We start from the raw sequence: 21,624 nt of genomic DNA, 5'->3' as shown, positions 1-21,624 counted from the left end.
GAGACTGAGCACCTAAATCTTACCCATCAGGCTGATTAACTCCATAATTTCGTGGTTTATCCCCTACTTTTTCCCTTAACACCTGGAATGATGGATTTAAAAAAATTTACCCGCATTGTTTTTAATTCTATAATATTGGGCATTAACCGCATATTTGGATGATAAGACACAATATGATGGATTTAACTCTTAGAAAACCCAGCGAAATTGTCAAACTACTGTGTGAGCGACTGCGTAAAGAGCGCCTGACGCAGCAGATGACGCAGGCTGATATCGCCGCGCGGGCGGGAATTGGCGTCAATACCGTGTCTAATCTCGAATCCGGACGTAACGTGGGATTTGAAAATCTGGTGCGGGTGGCGATGGTGCTGGGACGCGGTAAAGAACTGGAGGCGCTGTTTATGCCGCAGATCGACAGTCTCGACGATCTGCTGCGCTACGAGAAGAACACCGATCGTCAGCGCGTAAAAAGGAGTGCTAACGATGGTCAGTAAAGTCGATGTTTACTACGAAGGCTGGGGTGAACGATGGCTTTGGGGAACGCTGGTCTCTTCTACCGCGCTCACCGGTCGTCCGCTGATTATGTTTGAATATAGCGCAGAAGCAGCGCGGCGCGGGCTAGAACTCTCGTCGCTTAGCCTGCCGCTAAAAGGACCGCGGCTGCGCAGGGATTTCCCCGCGCATCAGCTTGCTCTACCCGGCCCGGTTTACGATGCGTTACCCGATGGTTGGGGCATGCTGCTGATGGATCGCCTATTCCGCCAGCGCGGACTGAATGCAGCGCGAATCGGACCGTTAGAACGTCTCACCTATATCGGCAGCAATGCGATGGGCGCGATGTCGTTCGAACCCTCCCAGCCTGAAGCGACTTCGCTGGCGGAAGATATTTCACTGACAAAACTGGCGGCAGAAGTTCAGGAGGTGCTGGATGGCGAAGGCGGTGAATTCCTGCAGCGGCTGTTACAGATGGGCGGCTCTCCTCAGGGAGCAAGGCCAAAAGCGCTGCTGTACCGCGATCCGCTTAGCGGTCATTTTACCACTGCCGCCGCCGCGGAAATGGATGCGTGGCTGATTAAATTCCCCGCCAGCCAGGAACCTCCCGAAGTCTGCGCGATTGAAGCGGTGTATGCAGAGTGCCTGCGCGAATGCCAGATCGCAACGCCCGATACCGCCTACTTCTCTCTGCCAAATGGACAGGCGGCGTTCGCCTCTAAGCGGTTTGATCGTCACAACGGAGTGCGGATACCGATGCAGAGTCTTGCGGCCTTTACCGGCGCAAACTATCAGATACCGGGTGCGCTGGATTACACCAGTTTCCTGCGCGCAACGCAGATCTGTACCAATGATGTCCGCCAGAAAGCATTGGCGTTTGAGCGCGTGGTGTTCAATGTCGTGTTCAACAACCGCGACGATCACCCGAAAAACTTTGCTTACATCATGACGCAGAATGGACAATGGCAGCTGGCTCCTTTCTACGATGTGACCTGGTGCGAAGGACCCGGTGGCTATCATCAAATGGATGTGATGGGCGAAGCGTTGCAAATTGGTCGTGAACATCTTTTCGCGTTGGCCGAGCAGGAAGCCGAGCTGAGTTCAGAACAGGCCAATAATGTTATCGCGAAGTGCTGTGACGTGGCGGCTCGCTTTGCGGCTAAGGCTGCCGATATGTTCCCCGGGCAAATCACCGCAGAAACATTGCGTACCATTCAGACGCGCATGGATGACAATATCAAGCGGCTACGTTATTAGCCCGCACGCCGCTGATAAACCATCGCCGCCCTACTTTCTTCATTAATAAAAACGCGATGAATAAATCTGCCCCTTAAGGTGTTTACTCTCTATCTGCCACACTGGAGTAAAACCCATGATTCGCACCGCCTGTCTCGCTGCCGTTATATTACTGATATCTCCGGTAGCGCACGCCGAGACAAAAACGTATGCCATCAACACGCAGCAATCATCCATTGGGCTCTCCTGGCGCGCTTTTGGCCACAATTTTTCGCAGGCGCACCTGAATGGTGTGACGGGTTATATCACCCTCAATCCCAGCCAAGAGTGGCAGGATCATATAGAAGTGAAGATTCCCGTGAAAACGCTTGTGGCTTCGAATGCCTTATTAACCTATCAACTCAAGAGCGATCTTTTTTTTGACGCCCCGCACTACCCCAATATTGCTTTCAGCAGCAGTCGTGTTTCGTCACTGGGTGAAGGAAAATTTCAAATTATCGGCACGTTGTCTGTGAAGGATGTTAGCCGCCCTGTGATTCTCATCGCTAAGCTGGATAACGGTGAAATAGTAGCGCCAACCTCAAACACCATGGCTTTGCACGCCTCCACGGCGATCTCCCGCACCGCTTTTCGCGTTGATCGCTTGGTAGGTATTGTTGATGACCGGGTAGATATTGAACTCAGTATTCGTGCCCAGCGCAATTAACCAAGCCTGCCACCGCTAATGGGTGGCAGGCGCAAAGTCACTACGGTGTTATCGCCTCGCCCGTGGCAACCTGGGCTTGCTGTTTACTTTCTTCTTCCTCACGGAATTTGAGCCGATCCCATACGCGGAAGAATGGATAATAGATAACCAGTGAAAGCGTTAAATTAACCACTTGCAGCACGGTGCCGGAGATGTGTCCGCCCGTTGCCAGATAGCCGCTCACGAAAATCGGTGTGGTGAACGGCAGTGCAATCCCAGCCGGTGGCGCCACTAAACCGGTGCTCATCGCGGCCCACGACACAATCACCAATACCACGGGTGTCAGGATAAAAGGCAGGAAAAGATACGGATTCATCACCAGTGGAATACCAAACACTAACGGTTCGCTGATATTGAACAGCGCAGCAGGCGCGGCAATCTTGCCAAGCTGCTTCATCTGACGGCTGCGCGAACGAATCAGCATAAAGATCACCAGCCCCAGTAACGCACCGGTTCCACCGGGCGCAATCCACAAATCATAAAACTGCTGGGTGAAGATGTGCGGAATGGGTTGGTTATGCTGGAATGCCTCGAGATTTTCACTCATGTTCGATAGCCAAACGGGCTGAATAAACACCAACACAATCGCATCGCCATGCAGCCCGAGCGTCCACAAAATGCCAATCAATAACACCGAGAAGATCATGCCGGGTAATGTGCCGCCGACGTGGTGCATCGGTAAGCCAATCACAGTGGCGATCAGGTTGTTGATATCCCCGAACGGCGAGGCTTCTACCGCGAGGCGAATGACCAGGACCACCGCCAGCACGCAAAAGCCCGGCACCAACGCGAGGAAGGACTTTGCCACCGCCGGCGGTACGCCTTCAGGCATTTTGATCACCAGATTACGGTTATGAACAAAGCGGTAAATCTCCGTTGAGAGCAGCGCAATCACAATCGCCACGAACAATCCCTGGCTACCAATCAGCGAAATCGGCAGTACGCCAGTGACCAGCTGCGTCGGCGCGCCTTCCACCGGGGCAAATAGCGTCTGCTGCGGAATCGTCATCACAAACGCCACTAAGGCCATGGCGCCGCTGGTCAGCGGATCGAGCGTGCGATACTTCTCTGCCAGTCGATAAGCGATGCCGAAACTGGAGATCAACGCCATGATGTCGTAGGTAGCGCGTACCGGATAAAGCAATTTGTTGCGCCACGTATCGCCAAACAGGTCCGCCATCAAATGGCCCCATGCCGGAATCGGCAGATAGGCAAAGATCAGGAAGAAACTGCCAATCAGCATAAACGGCATGTTGAGTATGATGCCGTCACGCACTGAGAGCACGTGCTTCTGACCGGCGACTTTCAGTGCAGCGGGCAAGACATAACGATCAATAAAAGTACGGTTGGACATAGGGCCTCCTCAGGCTCAATGGCGCAACAGATTAAGGAGTGGCAAACTGCGGCAGCCACGGCTGATTCAGAGTGAGGACTTCGTCAAGCAGCGCTTCAGCAGTGGTAACGTCACCAACCAACGGATTGCCAACCAGCGCCAGCAGCGCCTGCTGCCGATCGCCATGCACCGCGGCTTCGATAGTCAGGCGTTCAAAGGCTTTGATCTGTTGCGTCAGCCCATTCATCAGCGGCGGCAACGCACCAAACACCAGCGGATGCGCGCCTTGCGCGTCAACGAGGCAGTTCACTTCCACCACCGCATCATCCGGCAGGCCGTGGATTGCGCCTTGATTACGGCAGTTCACCACCAAATTTTTGCCGCTATTGTTATGGATAGCGCTGATCAGCTCGACGGCCACTTCCGAGTAGTACGCACCGCCGCGGAAGCTAAGCTGCTCCGGCTTGTGTGCCAGATGCGGATCGGCATATAACGCAAAGAGCTCAGCCTCGACTTTCATCACCTGCTCGGCGCGCGTCCCTTCATGGCCGCTCTGCGCTTTTTCCTGCTCTTCCGCCAGCATTTGTGGCGTTTGCCAGTAATAACGGTGGTACGGGCATGGAATGGCCTTCAGCGCGCGCAGGAACGACGGCGACCAGGGCATATCCTTGATGTTATTCATGGTCAGTGATTGCCCATCGCACAGCTGCTCAATCACCTGCTCAGTAACGTCTTTGCCGCGACATGTCACCTGATGTACCCACACCAGATGATTCAGCCCGGCGAAGCGCAGCTGCACATCATCCCACGGCGCATCAAGCATGCCGGCAATCATGTGATGCATGTTAACCGGCACGTTGCATAGCCCAATGATTTTCGCTTTGCTATAGCGCGACACGGCTTCAGTGACAATTCCGGCCGGGTTGGTGAAATTGATGATGAAGGCGTCCGGCGCCAGCTCTTCCACTTTGCGCGCGATATTCAGCATCACCGGGATGGTGCGCAGCGCTTTGGCGAACCCGCCGACGCCGGTGGTTTCCTGGCCGAGACGTCCATACTTCAACCCGAGACGTTCATCTGCCGCTCGCGCGGCTAATTGTCCCACGCGTAGCTGCGTCAGTACGAAACGGGCACCGCGAATCGCCTCATCCAGCGCAAAATGTACGCTCACTTTGACCTGCTCTAATCCATTCTGCTGCAGCATACGCCGGGTCAGATCGGCGATAACGTTTACCTTTTCACGGCCCTGTTCAACATCTACCAGCGCCAGTTCAGTGACCGGCAGCTGTGCATAGCGGTTGATGATCCCTTCTACCAGTTCGGGTGAATAGCTGCTGCCACCACCAATAATCGCCATTTTAAGCATCGGTTGCTCCTGCCGCAGTGCGGCGATAGAGTTCAATAATTTCGCCTGCCAGATCCTGAATCAGCATGGCGTTCATCAGGTGATCCTGGGCATGCACCAGGATCAGCGTGACCGGCAGCTTGCCGCTGCCCTCATCGAGGCTGATCAATGCAGTTTGCTGCTGATGTGCCGCACTGATGCACTCTTTAGCCGCGGCCAGCTGCTGCTGCGCTTCGGTAAACTGCCCGTCACGCGCCAGACGTAACGCATCGATCGCTGCGCTGCGTGCTGCTCCGGCTTGCACCAGCAGCAGCATAATTTGCTCTTCAAACTCGAGAACCACGTTTTCAGGCATGCAGAATCCCCCACAGCATCGGGCTGTGTCATGTCGGTTAAATGAGGGTGTTCGGAGTATTACGCGGTGTGTAACGCCATCGCTTTTTCAAGCACCCGATCGCCACGCATCATGCCGTAATCCATCATGTCGATAACGGCGACGGTTTTGCCCTGCGGAGCGGCAATGGCGGTCAGCCGAGCGGCTTCAAACTGAACTTGCGGTCCAAGCAGTACCACGTCGGCATCCGGCAGTATGCGTTCAAACTCCGCCACCGGAACCGCTTTGATGTCGATCTTCAGTCCGCGCCCCAGCGCAGCACTCTGCATTCTTTCAACCAGCATGCTGGTTGACATCCCCGCAGCACAACAAAGTACGATGCGCATGATTTTTCCTCGTGTGATTTGACTTGGGCATTTAAGACCTGTCTCGGGGAAGCTGTAAAGTGGCTATGGGCAGACGATTTTCTGATGAATAATTATTTATTTGTTAATAATCAGATAATTATGTGAATATTTTGTATGAAAATATTTTTCATCAGTGTGATCTTACGCGTAATTATTTTGTCTTAATCATCACTTATCGCAAAAAACGCATAAAAAACGCTGAAAAAAAACTCAACATGAAAATTAATTTCATGCATGATGTACCTTCGCTATTGAGGATGTGATGAGCTAATGGATATTGTCTGGCAATTGCGACAGCAGAGTGAGCGCGCAGATGCGCAAGAGTCGAGGCTGGCGCGCTTTATTCTGGCGAACCTGGACGCCAATGTGCAAACCACCATGGAAGGACTGGCCGCGCAGGCGGGTGTAAGCCAGGAGGTGCTACGCCGCTTTGCCGCTTCGGCAGGTTGCCGCGATCTTGATGACTTTTTGCATCAGGTGCGGAAAGCCGGCCAGCAGCAGGACGTAGCCTTTATCGATGTCATCCGCCAGCGGCAGGCATCACTGAGTCAGCAGGAAAAGCGCGTCGCGGAGGCTATTTTGAGTGACACAACGTTTGCTGCTTCCGCCACCATCGAGCAACTTGCCGGACGTGCTGAAGTCAGTGCGGCAACCATCACCCGCTTCGCCCGTTCAATGGGCTGCGAAGATATTCGCGATTTGCGCATGCGTTTAGCGCGCGCGCCACAGGTACGTCATCCCCCTGCTATTGCGCCCTTAGAGGCAATCAGCCAGGCGTTGACGCAGCAATTCGCGCTGGCAGAACGCGCAACCTGGACGCGAGCAGCAGAGACGTTACGCAAGGCAAGAAGTGTGCTTCTGATTGGCGCATCAGGCCCACAAACGCCGCTGGTTGCTGAGGTCCACCAGCGTTTGCATCGTCTCGGATTAGCCATCGCCTGGATTCAGGATGACAATCTATTAAGCATGACGCTGAGTCGTTTGCAGCCAGATGATGTGTTGTTTATTCTCGCGCCGGATGTCGTAAACAGCCACGTCCTCAGCGCCGTACATCACGCAACTATCCAAAAAACCCCGGTGATTGCGCTGTGCCCAAGCACGCTGGACCTCGCCAGCCAGGCCGATATTTGGCTGCCGCTGCCGGTGGCGAAAAATACGCGGCGTTACGGTATTTTATTCGCACTCGATCAGCTGGAAACCACGCTGTTGGGTCAGCCTAACCCCTGATGCAACCAAGACTTTTCTGAGACTAATTGCAGTATTTACTTAATTTAGCTGCCGTATTCGCTTAAGTTTTTCCCCTGCGTGCCCGATAATTCTCTTAGGCAACCCAGGGGATTTCGAATGCGCAACCTATTAGTTTTATTGTCAGGTCTGATTATGCTACCCACAGCGATGGCAGCAGATGGCACCATCACCTTTAATGGCTCAGTGGTTGAATCCGTTTGCGACACCAGCACACAGCTGCAGCAGGCTTCAATCAACTGCTACCGCAACGGTGTCAATCAGGTACAAACGATTGCTATGTCCCAGCACCAGCAGGCCATGCCCTATCAGCTGGGCACGGTCAGCATTGAAACAGTAAAAAATCACGCTAATCTGAAAATCGTAGAAGTGACTTATAAGTAAACCGTTGCTGACTCTACTGATGAGCAAAAGGCCTTAGTCGCAAGACTAAGGCCTTTCATCAATTGGAAGAAGGTGCTGATGAAAGTGTGTTTAAAGCGCGCCGAATCTCCGCCAGCAACGCCCGCCCCGCTTCCGCAATCTCTTTGCGCAGTGGCGACGGTGCATGACAGCTAATTTCCAGTTCGACGCACCGTGCAACCAGCTCAGCGGAACCCGTCAGCCGCGCGCTGCCCTTCACTTTATGAGCCAGCTCCAGCAATGCGTCACGATCGTCGTCAGCTAACGCCGCGGTCAAGGCCAGCATATCTTGCTGATAACTCGCCAACATCTCCTGCATCAGCTCGCTCACCAGCGTGGCATCGCCCCCCGCGAGTTTACGCATCGCATCCGAAACGTCATCGTTTCCCGGTAACGCTTCGGGCACAGGCTGACGTGTCACCGGATCCAGCCAGCGCTGGAGATCCTCTAGCGTACTCGGCTTGAACATGCAGCCATCCATGCCCGCCTCGCGACAACGGATAATTTCTTCCGGCAACGCGTTCGCAGTAAACCCTAAAATGGTACAGGCAGAACCGTTGCGCAACGCCTCTTCCGCACGAATCGCCTGCGCCAGCGCATAGCCATCCATCTCCGGCATACGGCAATCCGTAATGACCACATCAAGCGGCTGCTGACGCCAGAGGTGCAGCGCCTGGCGACCATCGCTGGCTTCAAGTACCTGATGGCCCAGAAACTGGAGCTGTCGCGTGAGGAGTAAACGGTTAGCCCTGAAATCATCCGCAATAAGAATGCGCAAGCTCGAATGGCGCTGCGCGCTGGCGACAGAAACCGGCTCCTGCTGCGGCTCTCCCTGTGGCAGCCTGTCAGCAAACAGCTGCACGTCAATACGCGTACCGATTCCCGGCTGGCTCTCCAGCGAAATAGAACCGTCCATTTTCTCGCACAAGGTTTTACAGATAATCAGCCCCAGCCCGGTGCCACGCTGCGTTTGCTCACCGTGAGATCCCACCTGGCTAAACGGTGCGAAGAGCCTGGCCTGATCTTCTCGTGAAATGCCTTTACCGCTATCACTCACGCTGAGCGCGATGTGCCAGCGCGCCTGCTGCTCAATGCGCACGGCAACACTGACGCCGCCCTGAGCGGTAAATTTAAGGGCATTACCGATCAGATTAGAGAGGATCTGCTTAAAGCGGAGCGGGTCAATCAAAACATCCTCGCTGCAATCGGGTTGCATCTCCAGCGTTAAGCTCAGGGATTTTTGTTCCGCCATTCCCTGGAAAATACGCACCACGGATTTGCACAGCTGCTGCAGGTTGGCGCGCTCGGGCTGAAGCGTCAGCTTACCGGCTTCGATGCGTGCCACATCAAGAATATCCCCCAGCAGCTCTACCAGTTCGTTAGCCGCATCCGAGGCAACGTCCAGCGCCTGATGATCGACACGATTCTTATCGGCCGATTTGCGCGCCAGCTCCAGCATGCCGAGTACGGCATTGAGAGGCGTACGAATCTCGTGGCTCATGGTGGAGAGGAACTGGGTTTTGGCACGACTGGCGGCTTCGGCTTCCTCTTTCGCCAGATTTAACGCCTCCAGTAACTGCCGCCGTTCGCTGATATCAAGCCAGCCGCCAATCACGCCCTTTACCCGACCTTCCGCATCACGGTAAGGCAGAATCCAGTGGAAAATAGTTTTCAGTTGGCCTGAACCCAGATGCTGAAACGTGCGGTCCTTGAATAGCGGCTGTCCGCTACTTAACACCTGGTAGAAATCGTGGATATAACGCTGCGTCTGCTGTTCATCGGCGAAAAGATTGCTCGACAGCAGCGATTGATTGATCACCTGTTCGCGCGTGGCGCCCAGGTCCTGTAAAAAGCTGTCGTTACACTGGGTTAACCGCCCGCTGGCATCACGAATGTAAGTCGCATTCGGTGTGCCGTTGATCATGTCATGCATGAACTCGAGCTGATCGTTGAGCTCACGCTGAATGCGCGATTTGATGCGAATCTGGCGACGCAGCCAGATGGCCCAAAGCAATGAAACCATGATCAGTGCCGCCGCAAATGCACTGCCGGTGAGAATGGCGACGCGGTTCTCGCGCCAGAAATTTTCCGACGCCACCATGTTGTTGGGGCGCCAGAGATTGCCAATTACATCCATCTCATCGGGTGGAATGCTCAGCATGACCTTGTCGATAATCTGCTGCAGCTCATGTGACTGGGGCGGAATACCAAATGAAATAAACGCCGGAGATTCACCGAGCGTGGCGCTAATACGCATGCGATTACGGTAATAACGGGCTATTTGATATTCGGTATTGGCCAGCGTATTGATTGCGGCATCTACCTGACCACGACTCAGCATGGCTAATGCATCGTTGGCGTTACTGGCATTGACGATCTGAATGTCGGGATATTGGCTGCGCAGGGTATCAGCCATGCGCGTTCCGTTAATTACCGCCAGTTTTTTTCGCCCCAAATCGCTGAGATTGCGCGGTGCATTCGCCTGTTGTCGCACCACCATTACAAAGGCGCTGGTAAAGTAGGCGCGGCTGAAGTTAAGACCGTTTTTGCGCTGCGGGCTGGGTGTTAACGCGCCAATCATATCAACATCGCCCTGCTGGAGCAGGCTTTGCATTTCATCCACGCTGCCCGCGCTTTTGATTTCAAAATCCAGACCGGTGCGCAAGCGAATTTGCGACAGCACATCGATGGTGATGCCACGATAATTGCCGTCATCATCGGTAAACGTCAGCGGGGCAAAGCCGTCAATGGCTGCAACCCTGACCTTGCGGTGCTGCCGGATCCACTGCCTTTCGCTCTCGGTGAGTTCGAAAATCTGTTGATTAAGCACGCTAGCGCTTCGGCCAACATGCCAGCGCTGCAGAATGTTGAGGCGCTCTTCATTGCTAACCTCGGCCAGTGCAATATCCAGAATCTGTTTGAGCAGCACATTATCCGGGCGTGTGGCAAACGTCAGCGTTTTTGCCGGGAAGTCGGCTAAACCCACGACGCGGATATTGTTGAGGAAATTGCGGCTAATCGGATAAAGGTCGCCGAGAAAGACATCCGCATCACCGAAGGCCACGGCGCCAATCGCCTGTTGGTAGCTGGGATACGTTTGGATGCTGGCATGGGGAAACTGCTGCTGCACCCATGCCAACGGCAGATAGCCTGCCGCCATCGCAATATTTTCCCCGGCCAGATCGCTGCTCAGGGTGCGGCTGGCGTTACTGCGCATCGCCATAATGGCCTGTTCGGTAGCATAAGGCTGCGTAAGGGTAAGATATTCATTCGGCTTTTCGAACTGCGTCATGCCGCCCAGCAAATCAACGTTACCGTTTTCTAACGCTTCATAGGCCGCATTTTGATTGGCATACACTTTAACCTTGATCGGCTTACCGATGAGGGTGGCCATCAAACCAATATAGTCAGCGGTGATACCCTCAAATTCAGATTTGTTATTGATGACGGTAAATGGCGGATATTGCGGCAACGCGATGCCTACTACCAGCTGCGTTTTGCTGGCCAGCCACTGTTGCTGTGCGGCGTTCAAACTTTGCGTGGGCGGATGCTTCAGCTGCGGTGAGCGGCTGAGTAAAGTCAGATCCATGGGGCGTTCAGCAGCAGGTATCGCCTCATCATGCAGAATTAAAAGCGCCAGAAATACCATGACGGGCAGAGCCACTTTATACAGCAGAGACTTCACGGATATTCCTTAGTCGGTAAGATGATTGCGATGGGCAATACCGATTAAATCCACCAGCGTTTTGACACCCAGCTTTTGCAGCAAGCGCGTCTTATAGGTGCTAATGGTTTTGTTACTGAGGGTCAGCACCTCGGCAATTTCGATGTTGCTGTAGCCCTTAGCAAGATAAATCAGCACCATCATCTCCCGGTCAGAGAGCTGCGCGAGTTTGGCCGACTCTTCACCCGTGGCTGAACCCGCAGGATAGTCCGCAGGCATCTTTTCCGCCGGAAAAAACGTATAGCCTGACCGGATGGCGCGAATAGCATCCAGTAAATCATCCATCTCTTCCGTTTTCTCGACGAAACCGGAAGCACCGCCGAGACGGCAGCGTGAAACAAATGATGCCGCCGTTTGTGAGGTGAAAACGAGGATTTTTACGGGATACCCCATCGCGTGAACGCGTGAAATAACTTCCAGCCCGTTAAGCACCGGAATCGCAATATCCAGAATCATCAAATTCGGTGTCAGATTTTTCACCAACTGCAGCGCTTCGGCGCCATCGTGAGCTTTACCGGTCACGGCAATGTTTTCCCGCAGTAGCAGCATTTCAATTGCCATGCGAACCACCGGATGATCGTCGACGATCACTGCGCTGTAGGGTGAAGAGTTGTGCATATCCGTCCTGTGATTGAAATGAGCAATCAATAACTGATTTTTTTAAGCATAGCGCTATTTTGTTATGCCCATCAATGAGCTGTAAAAATGCCGGGCTAAACGGTCCGGCATCGCTAAACGTGGACAATGGTGATCAGAAGCTGACTTTTACCCCGATCATTGCGCTGGTGTCGCGGTAATCATTGCTACCCATTTGCTGACCGACGCTGCCCCACAGGTTAACCCTTGAAGGAAGTTTGCTCTCCACGCCGACGCGCACTTCCGCGATGTTTTTTTGCCCTTCGCTGGTCATGCTGACACCATTCAGGGTGCTACCAAAGTCCTTACTGTTATTAATCCAGTTGGCTTCGAGGAACGGCTGATAAACCGCCTGATTCGGTTCATCCGCCGTTTTCAGTGAAGCACGCAAACCGACACGTGATTGCAGGTTGCCATCGCCCTGGCTGCTGACGCGAGTGCCATTGGCTTCGGTATGATCGTCTGCTTTCACATCCATCCAGATGAGCTGCGCGTTAGGCTCAATGAAGTAGCTGTTTTTCGCCCGATCTTCGCCCACTTTCCAGCTGTATCCACTCTCCAGCGAGTAAGTAAAGCCGTTTGATTTATAGCGCTCGGCGGCGAGATGATCGCCATTTACGCTGTTGTTAAACCAGCTATATTGCAACCAGCTGTCCACATAGGCGCCAGTGTGCTGTTCCGGCTGCTGATACCAGGTGCCGTATACGCCCACGTTATAACCGTTGGTATGGCCCTGCGAACGATAACCGGTAACCGATGAATCGCTATTGCTGCGAGCGTTGCCGTAACCGGCCATCGCACCAAAATGCAGGCGGTCGCTGCCGGTGAAACTCACGGTTGCAAGGTCGCCGCCCAACTGCAGCACGTAGCGATTGGTTTCTGTCTTGATCTGTCCGCTGCTGTCACGCATCTGCTGATGGCCGCCGAGGTTGCGCATCCACAGACTGGTTGTTTTCTTTTCGCCGGTCAGCACGTCCACATAGTGTGTTTCGCCGCCACGATCGCTCAGGCGCAAAGTGAATAAGGTGTTAGCCGCCGCGATATTGGCGTTATAGTTGCCCACCTCAGGACGCACAATCATCTGCGCAGGCTTGCCGGCACCCGGCTGCACCACTGGCTTTTCGATGGGATCAACGCCAGGGTCAACGACCGGATCCACCACCGGATCGATAACAGGGTCCACGGCATTGACATCGCTGGTCAGATACCAGTTTTTAGTGTCCGCGCCCCGCGACAAGGTATAGTCATAAGCACCTGCTGCAATACGCCCTTGCTGGCTAAACTCACCGGCAGACGTGCCGTCTACGGTAATTAACTCAATCCCGTTCAACGTCTGCGCCCCGCTACCGCCGGCATTATTGATCACGACATGCGTGGTGCCGCTGGTGTTGCCCGTTACATGCAATTTATCGGTGTCTGAATCATCGCCAGCCAGCACCGTGTTCATGATCAGCGTGCCGCCCGTGCCGGTAAAGTCACCCTTCACCGTCAAGGTTGTTGAACGTCCATTGCTGTGATCGAAATTCAGCGTGCTGTCATTCAGCGCCAGCGTATGCAGAGTTGAGTTGTCGGTCATATTCCACAGGCTGCCGTTTTCCAGCGTCAGCGCCTGCAGGTTCGCCGCACTGCCGCTCCACTGTGAATCATTCAGCGCCAGGCTGCTCGCAGCGGTAGCAGCAGGATCAACGGTGATATTACCCGCCATCACCGAGCCATTGCTGGCGGTGATCTGCGCGCGGGTATCGCTGGCCAATGCATCAAGCAGTGTTGCTCCGCCTAATGTGGATCCCTCCAACGAGAGAGTGAGCGAAGAGCCATTCTGCAGTGTGATGGCACTGCCCTCAGCCGCACTCAGTTGTGTATTGATCAGCGCAAGCTGATTGTTGCCGTTGATGCTGTTGATACCCATTGCGCTATTTCCCGTTACGCTGAGGGCAGAATTCGTCAGCGTAACGCTGTTGGCGGCACCGACAGCGCCATCAAAGGTGACCAGATTACCCGCATCGCCCACCTGCCCCTGAATGGCGGTTCCGGTAATTGTCGCACCTGCAGCGGCAGCGATCGCTGACGATCCTGCTGCGGTGTTTAGGGTAATATTGCTGGCATCCAGCGTTGCGCCGCTGGCCGAAAGAGCCTCACCGCTGCTGTTAATGAAGAGATTATCTGCGTTAACAAGCGCACCGCCGCTCGAAAGAACGCCAGCAGCGCCTGCACCTGTGGTACTAAGCGAGCCGCCTGTGACATTCAGATTAGCCATTGAGCCAGTGGCATAGACCGCGTGAGCATTGATACCTGAGGTCGCTACATCGTTCTGTACTGCAGTAAAAGTGCCATTGACCGTATACAAGCCGTTGGCATAATCGCCTAAAGTATTCACCCGACTGTTCTTCAGGCTGATAATGCCCGATGTGCCATTGGCAAACACGCCGTAACCGTTACGAGCGCTGGTATTGACGATTAAACGTTCGCCGTTAATGGTTGCGCCGTTCGCATACAGGCCCTGATTTACCGAATTAATCGTGGCATCGCTGGCGGTCAGTGTTGACAGTCCACCCGCTACCAGCCCACGGTTGTTGCTGGTGACACTGCTATTGAGAAAATTCACCGTGCTGGTGCCGACCACATACACGCCATCGCCGCTGCTGGTTATGCTGCCGTTAAGGAAATCCATCGCGCTGTTGGTTGTCACATACGCACCATAGCCGTTGCTATTCACGGTTAAACCATCAGCATTTATTGTGCCGTTGCGTGTGGCATACAGGGCCTGAACGTCAGCACGGGTGGTGGTCACTTGGGTGCCGCTGATATTAACCATGCCTTGATCCGAAGCAACCACACCGTAGCCCGAAATGCCACTGGTGTTGATCGTGCCGCCGGTAAAATTCATCTCACCGCCGGCTAAAACAGCCTGAATGCCATAGTCATTACTGGCGCTGGTCACGATATCCTGGTCGGAATAGCTCTGGCTTACGCCACTCGCCACCAAACCGGCATGTGCCGTGCTCATACCGCTTGCAAATAATAAGGCCGCCGAAACGCCGTTAATTAAGGCACTATTGCGGGAACGGCTTGATTTACATTTTCCCCTCGCGAATTCGGAGGCGACAACAAACTGCCCGGTAACTTTATTCCAGATAATGCGGTAAACAATATTCATCAGACTCTCACTCAGCAACATACGCGATTTATATGCCGCAAGAGTAAGGATGCGTGTCTCAGGGTTAAATCATACCGTTCCCACAGGCGTGTAGGACGTTTCCGATCGCGTAGGAAAAGAGCCCTAACTTAGGCTCTTTTCACTCTGCAGCCTGGAATACGCTTTTATAGACCCATCAAATCTGCCAGCATTTTTTTATCGAATTCCGGAAACGCATCAAAAACAGCTTCGCCTTTCATCGCATATATTTGCTGGAAATAAGCTATCGCGCCGTCAATTGCCCCCATTCCATAGAGCGCTCGCGCGAGGGTCATTCTTGCAAGTACCTGGCCTTTCGTTGCTTCCCATTCAAGCGCTTCATTAGCGGCTTCAATGGCCTCCTGATAGCGTTGACACTTAACTAATGAAGAACCATACCCGCTTAAGATCCAGTAATAAATTTCTTTATCCCGCAGATGTGTCTTTGCTAATTCCGCAGCAGCAGCCCATGAGAATGTCGCCGCGACGTTTTGGTCATCACTTTCAAGGGAGATACCTTGATTGGCTAAGTCGAATGCTTTTTCTTCCCAACTTTTATGATGAAACTCCATATATTGACTCCTATCCATGTTGATTAACTTATGAAAATTACGCTATTTCTTAGATGCCAGAGTGACCCTCCTTAGTATCGAAACGGGTGCGGGAATCACGTATTAATGCCGCATTATCGATGACCCAATGCCACAGTGGTAACATGTTGGTCAACATCCCCTTACCTAATTCCGTCAGGCTGTAATCAACCCGCGGATGAGGCTGTTTACGCTGATGATCGTAGCGGCTAATTAATCCCTCTCGTTCAAGCGATCGCAGCGTGCGCGTTAACATTCTTTGCGTAACGCCGGGCATCGCCTTGGCCAGTTCGGCATGTCGCAAGGTGCCGTTTACGCCCAGCGTATAAATCACATTTAGCGACCAGCGATTTCCTGCGTGCGTGAGAATTTCGCGTTTAAGCATATCGTCCTCATCGTTAAGGGCCGCGCAAATGGTGGCAAACACCGTTATTTGCTCATCGCTTAATTTCATGCTCTTCCCCGGTATCATTAATGTGCCTGATTGCAGCGCCACGTTCTTCTGGGCAACCTTAGCAGCAACCTAAGGAGAAAAGTATGAACAATTACGTGAATAATCATTGGCGCAATATATTGATCATCGGTGCCGGAGAATTGGGAATGGCGGTAATTAAGGGGTTTTATGCGCAGCGGGAATCCCATCCTGAAATCCGGTTAACCGTATTATTACGGCCACAAAGTGCCTCACAAAACGCCCAACAACGCGCAGAACAACTCGCTCAGTGGGATATTGGCATCCTAACGGCTGATTTTAATGCAGTATCCATCGGGGAGTTGGCCCAGCTGTTTACGCCCTATGATGCCATTATTAACTGCTGCGGCTTCGTGGGCGGTATGGGTACACAGATAAAAATAACCGAGGCAGTGCTGTTGGCCAAGGTGGCACGTTATTTCCCCTGGCAGTTTGGTGTCGATTACGATCGTATTGGCGAAAATAGCGGGCAACCAGTATGGGATGAACAGCTCGCGGTGAGATCGCTATTACGTGCCCAGCAGCAAACGCAATGGGTCATTGTTTCGACGGGTATGTTTACCAGCTTTTTGTTTGAAGCCGATTTTGGCGTGGTTAATCTTGCATCACGCACGGTGCATGCACTGGGCGATGCTGAATTTGCATTAACCCTGACCACGCCAGAAGATATTGGCCGATTAACGGCGAGCCTGTTTTTCCATACGCCGGCGATAAGTAATGAGGTTATTTATATTGCCGGCGACACCCTCACCTATACGCAGCTCACGGCATTACTTGGCCAGCATTTCGCCACAGATTTTACCTGTCAGGTGGAACGTATTACCACGCTAAAGGCCGCGAACATTAACGCACCCCACGATCGGTACGCTGCTTATCGTTTGGCGTTTGCGCGGGAAGATGGCGTTTCATGGCCAATGGTAAATACCTATAATTACCGTGAAGGTATTGAGGTAACCAGTGTGAAACAATGGTTAGTTCAGGAGAAGATGAAATAAACGGAATGTCAGAAAAGAGTTAATTGCTGCTGGTCTGATTCGCTGCCGCTGAACGAGGCAGCGAATCAAATTGCAAACAATTAACGGCTCACTTCGTGTCCGATCAAGCCGCCAATTGCTGCACCACCCAGCGTGCCGAACGTACTACCGCCGGTTAATACCGCACCACCTACGGCACCCACACCGGCACCAATGGCGGTATTTCTCCCGCGATGCGACATGCCGCAAGCGGTAACAGAAAACATAACCAACATAACAATAGCAATCTTACAGCTGCGTTTTAAAAGCATACAAAGCCTCACTGCCATTATTTTATGGCATGCAATAGTGTTTATTTGATTGTTGTTAAAATACCCAATCTGTTGCGACTGGCACTGCTCGTCGGCGTGAATTTAAGGGGTTTTACGCTTTTGTGAAAGGTAAAAATTCCTATTTGAGGATGGTACTAGCAAAGCGGTTAAAACGTGGTCGCTTTGCCAGCCGTTACCTCCGTTTATGCCGCCGTACGCTTCGCGCGTATTAATGTTCTGACCATCGCCAGCGTGGCCACCAGCACTAAAATGGCGCCTACCATTGCCATGGCTTTAAAACCCAGGTGTTTAAACATCATTAAACCGACAATCCCGCCGATCAGGAAAGAGAAAATCGTGGTCAGATGCGTCCACAACTGCCGCTTTTGCCCCGAAACATTTTTCGACGGATCGCGACGAAACAGTGCCGCCAGCACCGACGCCAGTGAGATCCCGGCATCCGTCAGCGTACCGGTGATATGGGTGGAACGTACCCGACCATTCGATAACTGTGTTGAGGTGGAATTATGCACGCCCATCAGAAAGCCCAGAATGACAATAACTTCCCGGTTATTAGCGGATGAAAAGAAGAACAACTCAAACAGCGATAACGCTATCAACGCCAATCCTTCAACCCACAGAATTTGGCAAAAGATAATGCGATTGCCATTCGCTAATCCGCCAATCACCACCATTCTGGCGGTAACCGCGCCGCAAACAAATGCAACGAGAATGGTGGCCAGAAAGGTGATATCGCGAAAATTAACGTTCGACACTTCACTGGATAATTGTGAGGTATTACCTGACATATGCGAGGGAAAAAAACCAAATGCGCCCAGGGCAATAGCATTGAGCACGCCGGCTGCCGTGGCTAACCACATTGCCAGATTTCTGTCCTCATCATGCGTACGCGTACGTTTAAGTTTAATCAGCATCAGATACCCCATTATTCTGAAATTTGGCCGAATAGTAAACGTAGAGCAATTTGGACATTTAATTGCCAGGAAATCCCTGAATAATTAGCGCCTGGGTTAAAGAAACTAAAAAAAGCAATGAAGTCTCAATATATTTAAATAAACGTAAAGCGTTGGGCGCAATAACGCGCGTCTTATGATGACACGCTGCTGGATATTTTCATCGGAGCAACGACCACATTCACGCCCAAATCCTGCATGCGACGTAAAATAGGGATCGGTGTTCCCTGATTGACTATCACCACATCGAATTCACGCAGATGGGCAAAACGGTGCAGCGCACGCCGCTCAAATTTGGTGTTGTCCATCATCAGGATGCGTTTCTGTGCCGCATCAAACATCGCGCGTTTGGTCTCTACCGTTTCGGCCGATTGATGAAAGACCGCATCGTCGATAATCGCCGACATGCTGACGAAAAACACGTCGGCGCGCAGACTGGCAATCTCTTCGCGCGTCATGCGTCCCATAAAGGCATTGCACCAGTGATAAAACTGGCCGCCTAACCCCATCAAGGTGATATCCCGGCCGTTGCGCAGCTCGTTCATTAACGTGAGTGAATTGGTGATCACCGTCAGCGGCGCACGCGCTGATAATAGCCGCGCCATCTGCAACACCGTGGTGGAGTCATCGAGGAAAATGGCTTGTCCCGGCTCCAGATAGGTGGCGGCGACGTCAGCAATCGCCTGCTTCTCTTCCAGCTGGCGCGTGGCGCGGTAGATATCGCTGGATTCAACCAGGCTGGTTGGCGTAGCTGAGACCACACCGCGCGATTTATGCAGCAACCCCCGCTCTACCATCTCATCAATATCACGGTGTGCGGTCATCAAACTGATCCCGAAGCGATCGGTGATATCTTCAATGCGGATTGCCCCTTCTGCCATCACGGCTTCGGCAATCAGCTGCCGACGTGCCAGCTGGCGTGCCTGGCGGCTATCGCTGGGTAAGGTTTCGGCCATGAATACGCCAAGGGAAGAGTCCTGCGGGTTGTGCGCCATATTTCATCCGGGAAAAGAAGCAAAAGCGGGTTCGGCACTCATTACAGCGTTTAAACACGGTTTTGGCAAATTGTCCTGGTGCGCCAAAATCCGCACAGGTCCGTTGTAGGGTCGCCATTATGGCGACCCGATTTTACTTACTGCTTCAACACAAACGGCGAGGCGAAATTGCCGGCGTTCCCTTTGGTGATCAGAATGCAGTCAAACAGCTGTTTCTCAGAGGCTGCGCCCGTTTTACCGGTTTTCAGGAAGCTGTCCGCCTGCTCTACCGCTTTTTGCGCGAACTGCGCTACCGGCTGCATCACGGTATACGCCAGGGTACCGGCTTTTACCGCGTCAACCGCATCCGGTGAACCATCAAAACCGCCCACTTTAATCTGGTTCAGCTTGCCCGCTTCTTTCAGCGCCGCAATCGCGCCCAGCGCCATTTCATCGTTGCCGCTGATCACGCCTTTGATGTTGGGATTGGCCTGCAGCAGCGACTGCATCTTATTGAAGCCCTGGGTGCGATCCCAGTTTGCCACTTCCTGGCCCACTTTCTTCAGCGTGGGATATTGCGTCAGCACGGTATCAAAGCCGTTCGCGCGCGTTGCGGCGTTGTTATCGGACGGCGGGCCAACCAGCTCAACATAGTTGGCAGTATCACCCACCTGCTTCACCCACTCCATTGCGCCGACAGCCGCGCCCTGCGCGTTGTTTGAAACCAGCTGCGCTTTGGCGAGCCCGCTCTGGTTGAGCTCAGCATTGATGATAAACACCGGAATATTGGCGGCAATGGCCTTTTTCACCGACCCAACCGAGCCGTCGGCATTGGCTGGGTCAAGAATGATTGCTTTGGATTTATTGGTAATCGCCGTATCAATCAGCTGGCTTTCGGTATTCGTGTCGCCTTTGTGGGCGCTGACTTTAGCGCTATAGCCCAGCTTCTCGGCGGCTTTTTGCGCGACCTGGCCTTCCGTCAGCCAGTAAGGGTTAGAAGGATCGTTAACGATGATGGTCATTAGCCCGTTATCCGCCCAGGTTGGCGCAGCAAAGGTGGTGATGGCCATGGCCGCGGCCGCGATGAAGAGACGTTTGGTGAACATAGTAGGTGCTCCGTTATTATAGGGGTACAGGTTTTACGGATATCCGCGCGCTGCTCATACAGCACGCGCGGGTTAGCGTGCGCGCCGCCCGTATTGCAGGGTGTTAAGCAATACCGCCAGCACGATCACGGCACCAGTGAACACCGTCTGCCAGTAAGCAGAGACGCCGATAATCACCAGGCCATCAGAGAGAAATCCAATCACGAACGCGCCGAGCAGCGTACCGCGCACGTTACCGCGTCCGCCGGTCAGGGCCGCGCCACCAATCACCACCGCAGCAATTGCCGTCAGCTCGTAAGTGGTGCCCGCCGTTGGGCCTGCCGAGGTGAGCTGTGAAGAGAGCACCAGCCCCGCCAGCGCGGCGCAGATACCCGATAACACATAAACGCTGATTTTGATGCGTTTCACCGGCACGCCAGAGAGATCGGCCGCGCGTTCGTTACCGCCCGAAGCATAAAGCCAGCGACCAAAGGCCGAGCGGCTAAGCAGAAAACCACAGGCCAGCGCCACAACGCCAAGCACCAGCACGCCAACCGGTATGTTGAAGAGTCGATTAAAGCCGAGCCAGTCGAACCCGCTGTTGCCCAGCGCTTCGCTACCCGAGAGCTTGTTGTAGGTCAGACCGTTAGTGATCAGCAGCGCAATACCGCGCGCCACATACATCGTGCCGAGGGTGGCAACGAACGCCGGTACGCGGAACCAGGCGATGAGGATACCGTTGACTAAGCCCACCAGCGCGCCGACCACCAGCGTCAAAATCGCTACCGCCCAAACCGGCAGATACAGCACCACGCCGAACGCTTCTAGATTGATCCCCTGCATCATAAAGCCGGCCATCACGCCCGCCAGACCGAGCGTTGAGCCCACCGACAAATCAATGCCGCCGTTGAGGATCACCAGCAGCATGCCGATCGCCGGTAATCCGAAGATCGCCACATGCGACGCCATGGTGAGAAAATTGGCGCCGGTAAAGTAGTTAGGCGACAGGAAAGAGAAGGTGGCGATAATCACCAATAGCGCGATGAATGCGCGCCCTTCCAGCAGCAAACGCGCCAGATGGAGCTGTTTATCGCTGTTTTTTTTGGTGGCGATCGGCGGCGTGGCCAGCGTTTGTGTTCTGTCAGTCATCTGTTTTGCTCCGTTTTTCAT

General features: G+C 53.4%; 20 protein-coding genes and 1 pseudogene. 6 read left to right on the top strand and 15 right to left on the bottom strand.

Features of this window, described 5'->3' with window-relative positions; genetic code table 11:
* Nucleotides 1-176 precede the first annotated feature (176 nt).
* The 3 genes from ACIP6T_RS05585 (at nt 177) to ACIP6T_RS05575 (ending at nt 2,434) form a co-directional block, all read left to right on the top strand.
* Nucleotides 177-494: a helix-turn-helix transcriptional regulator gene (locus tag ACIP6T_RS05585; protein WP_097097710.1), complete on the top strand. Its 318-nt coding sequence runs from the start codon at nt 177-179 to the stop codon at nt 492-494.
* Nucleotides 484-1,749, top strand: coding sequence for a type II toxin-antitoxin system HipA family toxin (locus tag ACIP6T_RS05580; RefSeq protein WP_400455840.1), 1,266 nt, complete (start codon nt 484-486; stop codon nt 1,747-1,749). Before ACIP6T_RS05585 ends, ACIP6T_RS05580 begins: the two co-directional genes overlap by 11 nt.
* 115 nt (nt 1,750-1,864) lie before the next feature.
* Nucleotides 1,865-2,434, top strand: a complete 570-nt coding sequence (locus tag ACIP6T_RS05575) for a YceI family protein (protein WP_097097318.1) — start codon at nt 1,865-1,867, stop codon at nt 2,432-2,434.
* 40 nt (nt 2,435-2,474) lie between these two features.
* Here the strand turns inward: ACIP6T_RS05575 and celB are convergent, their stop codons facing one another.
* The 4 genes from celB to ACIP6T_RS05555 are packed head-to-tail and all read right to left on the bottom strand — an operon-like array spanning nt 2,475 to nt 5,874.
* On the bottom strand, nt 2,475-3,827 hold the full coding sequence (gene celB, locus ACIP6T_RS05570; RefSeq protein WP_097097319.1) for a PTS cellobiose transporter subunit IIC: 1,353 nt from the start codon (nt 3,825-3,827) through the stop codon (nt 2,475-2,477).
* 31 nt (nt 3,828-3,858) lie between these two features.
* Nucleotides 3,859-5,172 carry a 6-phospho-beta-glucosidase gene (locus ACIP6T_RS05565; RefSeq protein ID WP_400455837.1) on the bottom strand — a complete coding sequence of 438 codons (1,314 nt, stop codon included), beginning with the start codon at nt 5,170-5,172 and terminating at the stop codon, nt 3,859-3,861.
* The gene (locus tag ACIP6T_RS05560; RefSeq protein WP_345829733.1) at nt 5,165-5,506 is read right to left on the bottom strand and encodes a PTS lactose/cellobiose transporter subunit IIA; all 342 of its coding nucleotides are present in this window, start codon (nt 5,504-5,506) and stop codon (nt 5,165-5,167) included. The genes ACIP6T_RS05565 and ACIP6T_RS05560 overlap by 8 nt, the downstream gene beginning before the upstream one ends.
* Before the next feature lie 59 nt (nt 5,507-5,565).
* Nucleotides 5,566-5,874: a PTS sugar transporter subunit IIB gene (locus tag ACIP6T_RS05555; protein WP_097097322.1), complete on the bottom strand. Its 309-nt coding sequence runs from the start codon at nt 5,872-5,874 to the stop codon at nt 5,566-5,568.
* A gap of 288 nt (nt 5,875-6,162) precedes the next feature.
* Here ACIP6T_RS05555 and ACIP6T_RS05550 point away from each other — a divergent pair, with 288 nt between their 5' ends.
* Nucleotides 6,163-7,119: a hypothetical protein gene (locus ACIP6T_RS05550; RefSeq protein ID WP_400455835.1), complete on the top strand. Its 957-nt coding sequence runs from the start codon at nt 6,163-6,165 to the stop codon at nt 7,117-7,119.
* A gap of 117 nt (nt 7,120-7,236) precedes the next feature.
* Nucleotides 7,237-7,521: a hypothetical protein gene (locus ACIP6T_RS05545; protein WP_400455832.1), complete on the top strand. Its 285-nt coding sequence runs from the start codon at nt 7,237-7,239 to the stop codon at nt 7,519-7,521.
* Between the two features lie 58 nt (nt 7,522-7,579).
* On the opposite strand, the gene ACIP6T_RS05540 is transcribed toward ACIP6T_RS05545, so the two are convergent.
* The 6 genes and pseudogenes from ACIP6T_RS05540 to ACIP6T_RS05515 all read right to left on the bottom strand — a co-directional run bounded on the left by ACIP6T_RS05540 (nt 7,580) and on the right by ACIP6T_RS05515 (nt 16,118).
* Entirely contained in the window at nt 7,580-11,224 is a 3,645-nt protein-coding gene (locus tag ACIP6T_RS05540) for a transporter substrate-binding domain-containing protein (protein WP_400455829.1), read from the bottom strand.
* 9 nt (nt 11,225-11,233) lie between these two features.
* Nucleotides 11,234-11,881, bottom strand: coding sequence for a response regulator transcription factor (locus ACIP6T_RS05535; protein WP_097097326.1), 648 nt, complete (start codon nt 11,879-11,881; stop codon nt 11,234-11,236).
* 133 nt (nt 11,882-12,014) lie between these two features.
* Nucleotides 12,015-14,906, bottom strand: coding sequence for an autotransporter outer membrane beta-barrel domain-containing protein (locus ACIP6T_RS05530; protein ID WP_400457076.1), 2,892 nt, complete (start codon nt 14,904-14,906; stop codon nt 12,015-12,017).
* A 27-nt stretch (nt 14,907-14,933) separates the two neighbouring features.
* A pseudogene (locus ACIP6T_RS05525) lies at nt 14,934-15,056 on the bottom strand (ESPR domain-containing protein); the annotation flags it as partial.
* 164 nt (nt 15,057-15,220) lie between these two features.
* On the bottom strand, nt 15,221-15,646 hold the full coding sequence (locus ACIP6T_RS05520; RefSeq protein ID WP_400455826.1) for a hypothetical protein: 426 nt from the start codon (nt 15,644-15,646) through the stop codon (nt 15,221-15,223).
* A 49-nt stretch (nt 15,647-15,695) separates the two neighbouring features.
* Entirely contained in the window at nt 15,696-16,118 is a 423-nt protein-coding gene (locus ACIP6T_RS05515) for a winged helix-turn-helix transcriptional regulator (RefSeq protein WP_400455824.1), read from the bottom strand.
* An 83-nt stretch (nt 16,119-16,201) separates the two neighbouring features.
* Between ACIP6T_RS05515 and ACIP6T_RS05510 the strand changes: the two genes are divergently transcribed.
* Nucleotides 16,202-17,131: an aromatic alcohol reductase gene (locus tag ACIP6T_RS05510; protein ID WP_400455822.1), complete on the top strand. Its 930-nt coding sequence runs from the start codon at nt 16,202-16,204 to the stop codon at nt 17,129-17,131.
* A gap of 80 nt (nt 17,132-17,211) precedes the next feature.
* Here ACIP6T_RS05510 and ACIP6T_RS05505 read toward each other — a convergent pair whose 3' ends face one another.
* From ACIP6T_RS05505 to ACIP6T_RS05485, 5 genes are all read right to left on the bottom strand, one after another.
* The gene (locus ACIP6T_RS05505; protein ID WP_064738688.1) at nt 17,212-17,421 is read right to left on the bottom strand and encodes a glycine zipper 2TM domain-containing protein; all 210 of its coding nucleotides are present in this window, start codon (nt 17,419-17,421) and stop codon (nt 17,212-17,214) included.
* Between the two features lie 203 nt (nt 17,422-17,624).
* Nucleotides 17,625-18,356 (bottom strand): YoaK family protein, encoded by a 732-nt coding sequence (locus ACIP6T_RS05500; RefSeq protein ID WP_097097331.1) that lies wholly within the window; start codon nt 18,354-18,356, stop codon nt 17,625-17,627.
* A 173-nt stretch (nt 18,357-18,529) separates the two neighbouring features.
* Complete coding sequence (locus ACIP6T_RS05495; protein WP_097097332.1) at nt 18,530-19,390, bottom strand: DeoR/GlpR family DNA-binding transcription regulator; 861 nt, start codon at nt 19,388-19,390, stop codon at nt 18,530-18,532.
* A 137-nt stretch (nt 19,391-19,527) separates the two neighbouring features.
* Nucleotides 19,528-20,475: a D-ribose ABC transporter substrate-binding protein gene (locus ACIP6T_RS05490; RefSeq protein ID WP_400455819.1), complete on the bottom strand. Its 948-nt coding sequence runs from the start codon at nt 20,473-20,475 to the stop codon at nt 19,528-19,530.
* 72 nt (nt 20,476-20,547) lie between these two features.
* Complete coding sequence (locus tag ACIP6T_RS05485) at nt 20,548-21,603, bottom strand: ABC transporter permease (protein ID WP_176519175.1); 1,056 nt, start codon at nt 21,601-21,603, stop codon at nt 20,548-20,550.
* Between the last annotated feature and the right edge of the window lie 21 nt (nt 21,604-21,624).

This window comes from Pantoea sp. NPDC088449 (genome assembly GCF_044753225.1).
Taxonomy (GTDB): domain Bacteria; phylum Pseudomonadota; class Gammaproteobacteria; order Enterobacterales; family Enterobacteriaceae; genus Pantoea; species Pantoea floridensis.
This window is presented reverse-complemented; position numbering and strand designations above follow the sequence as displayed.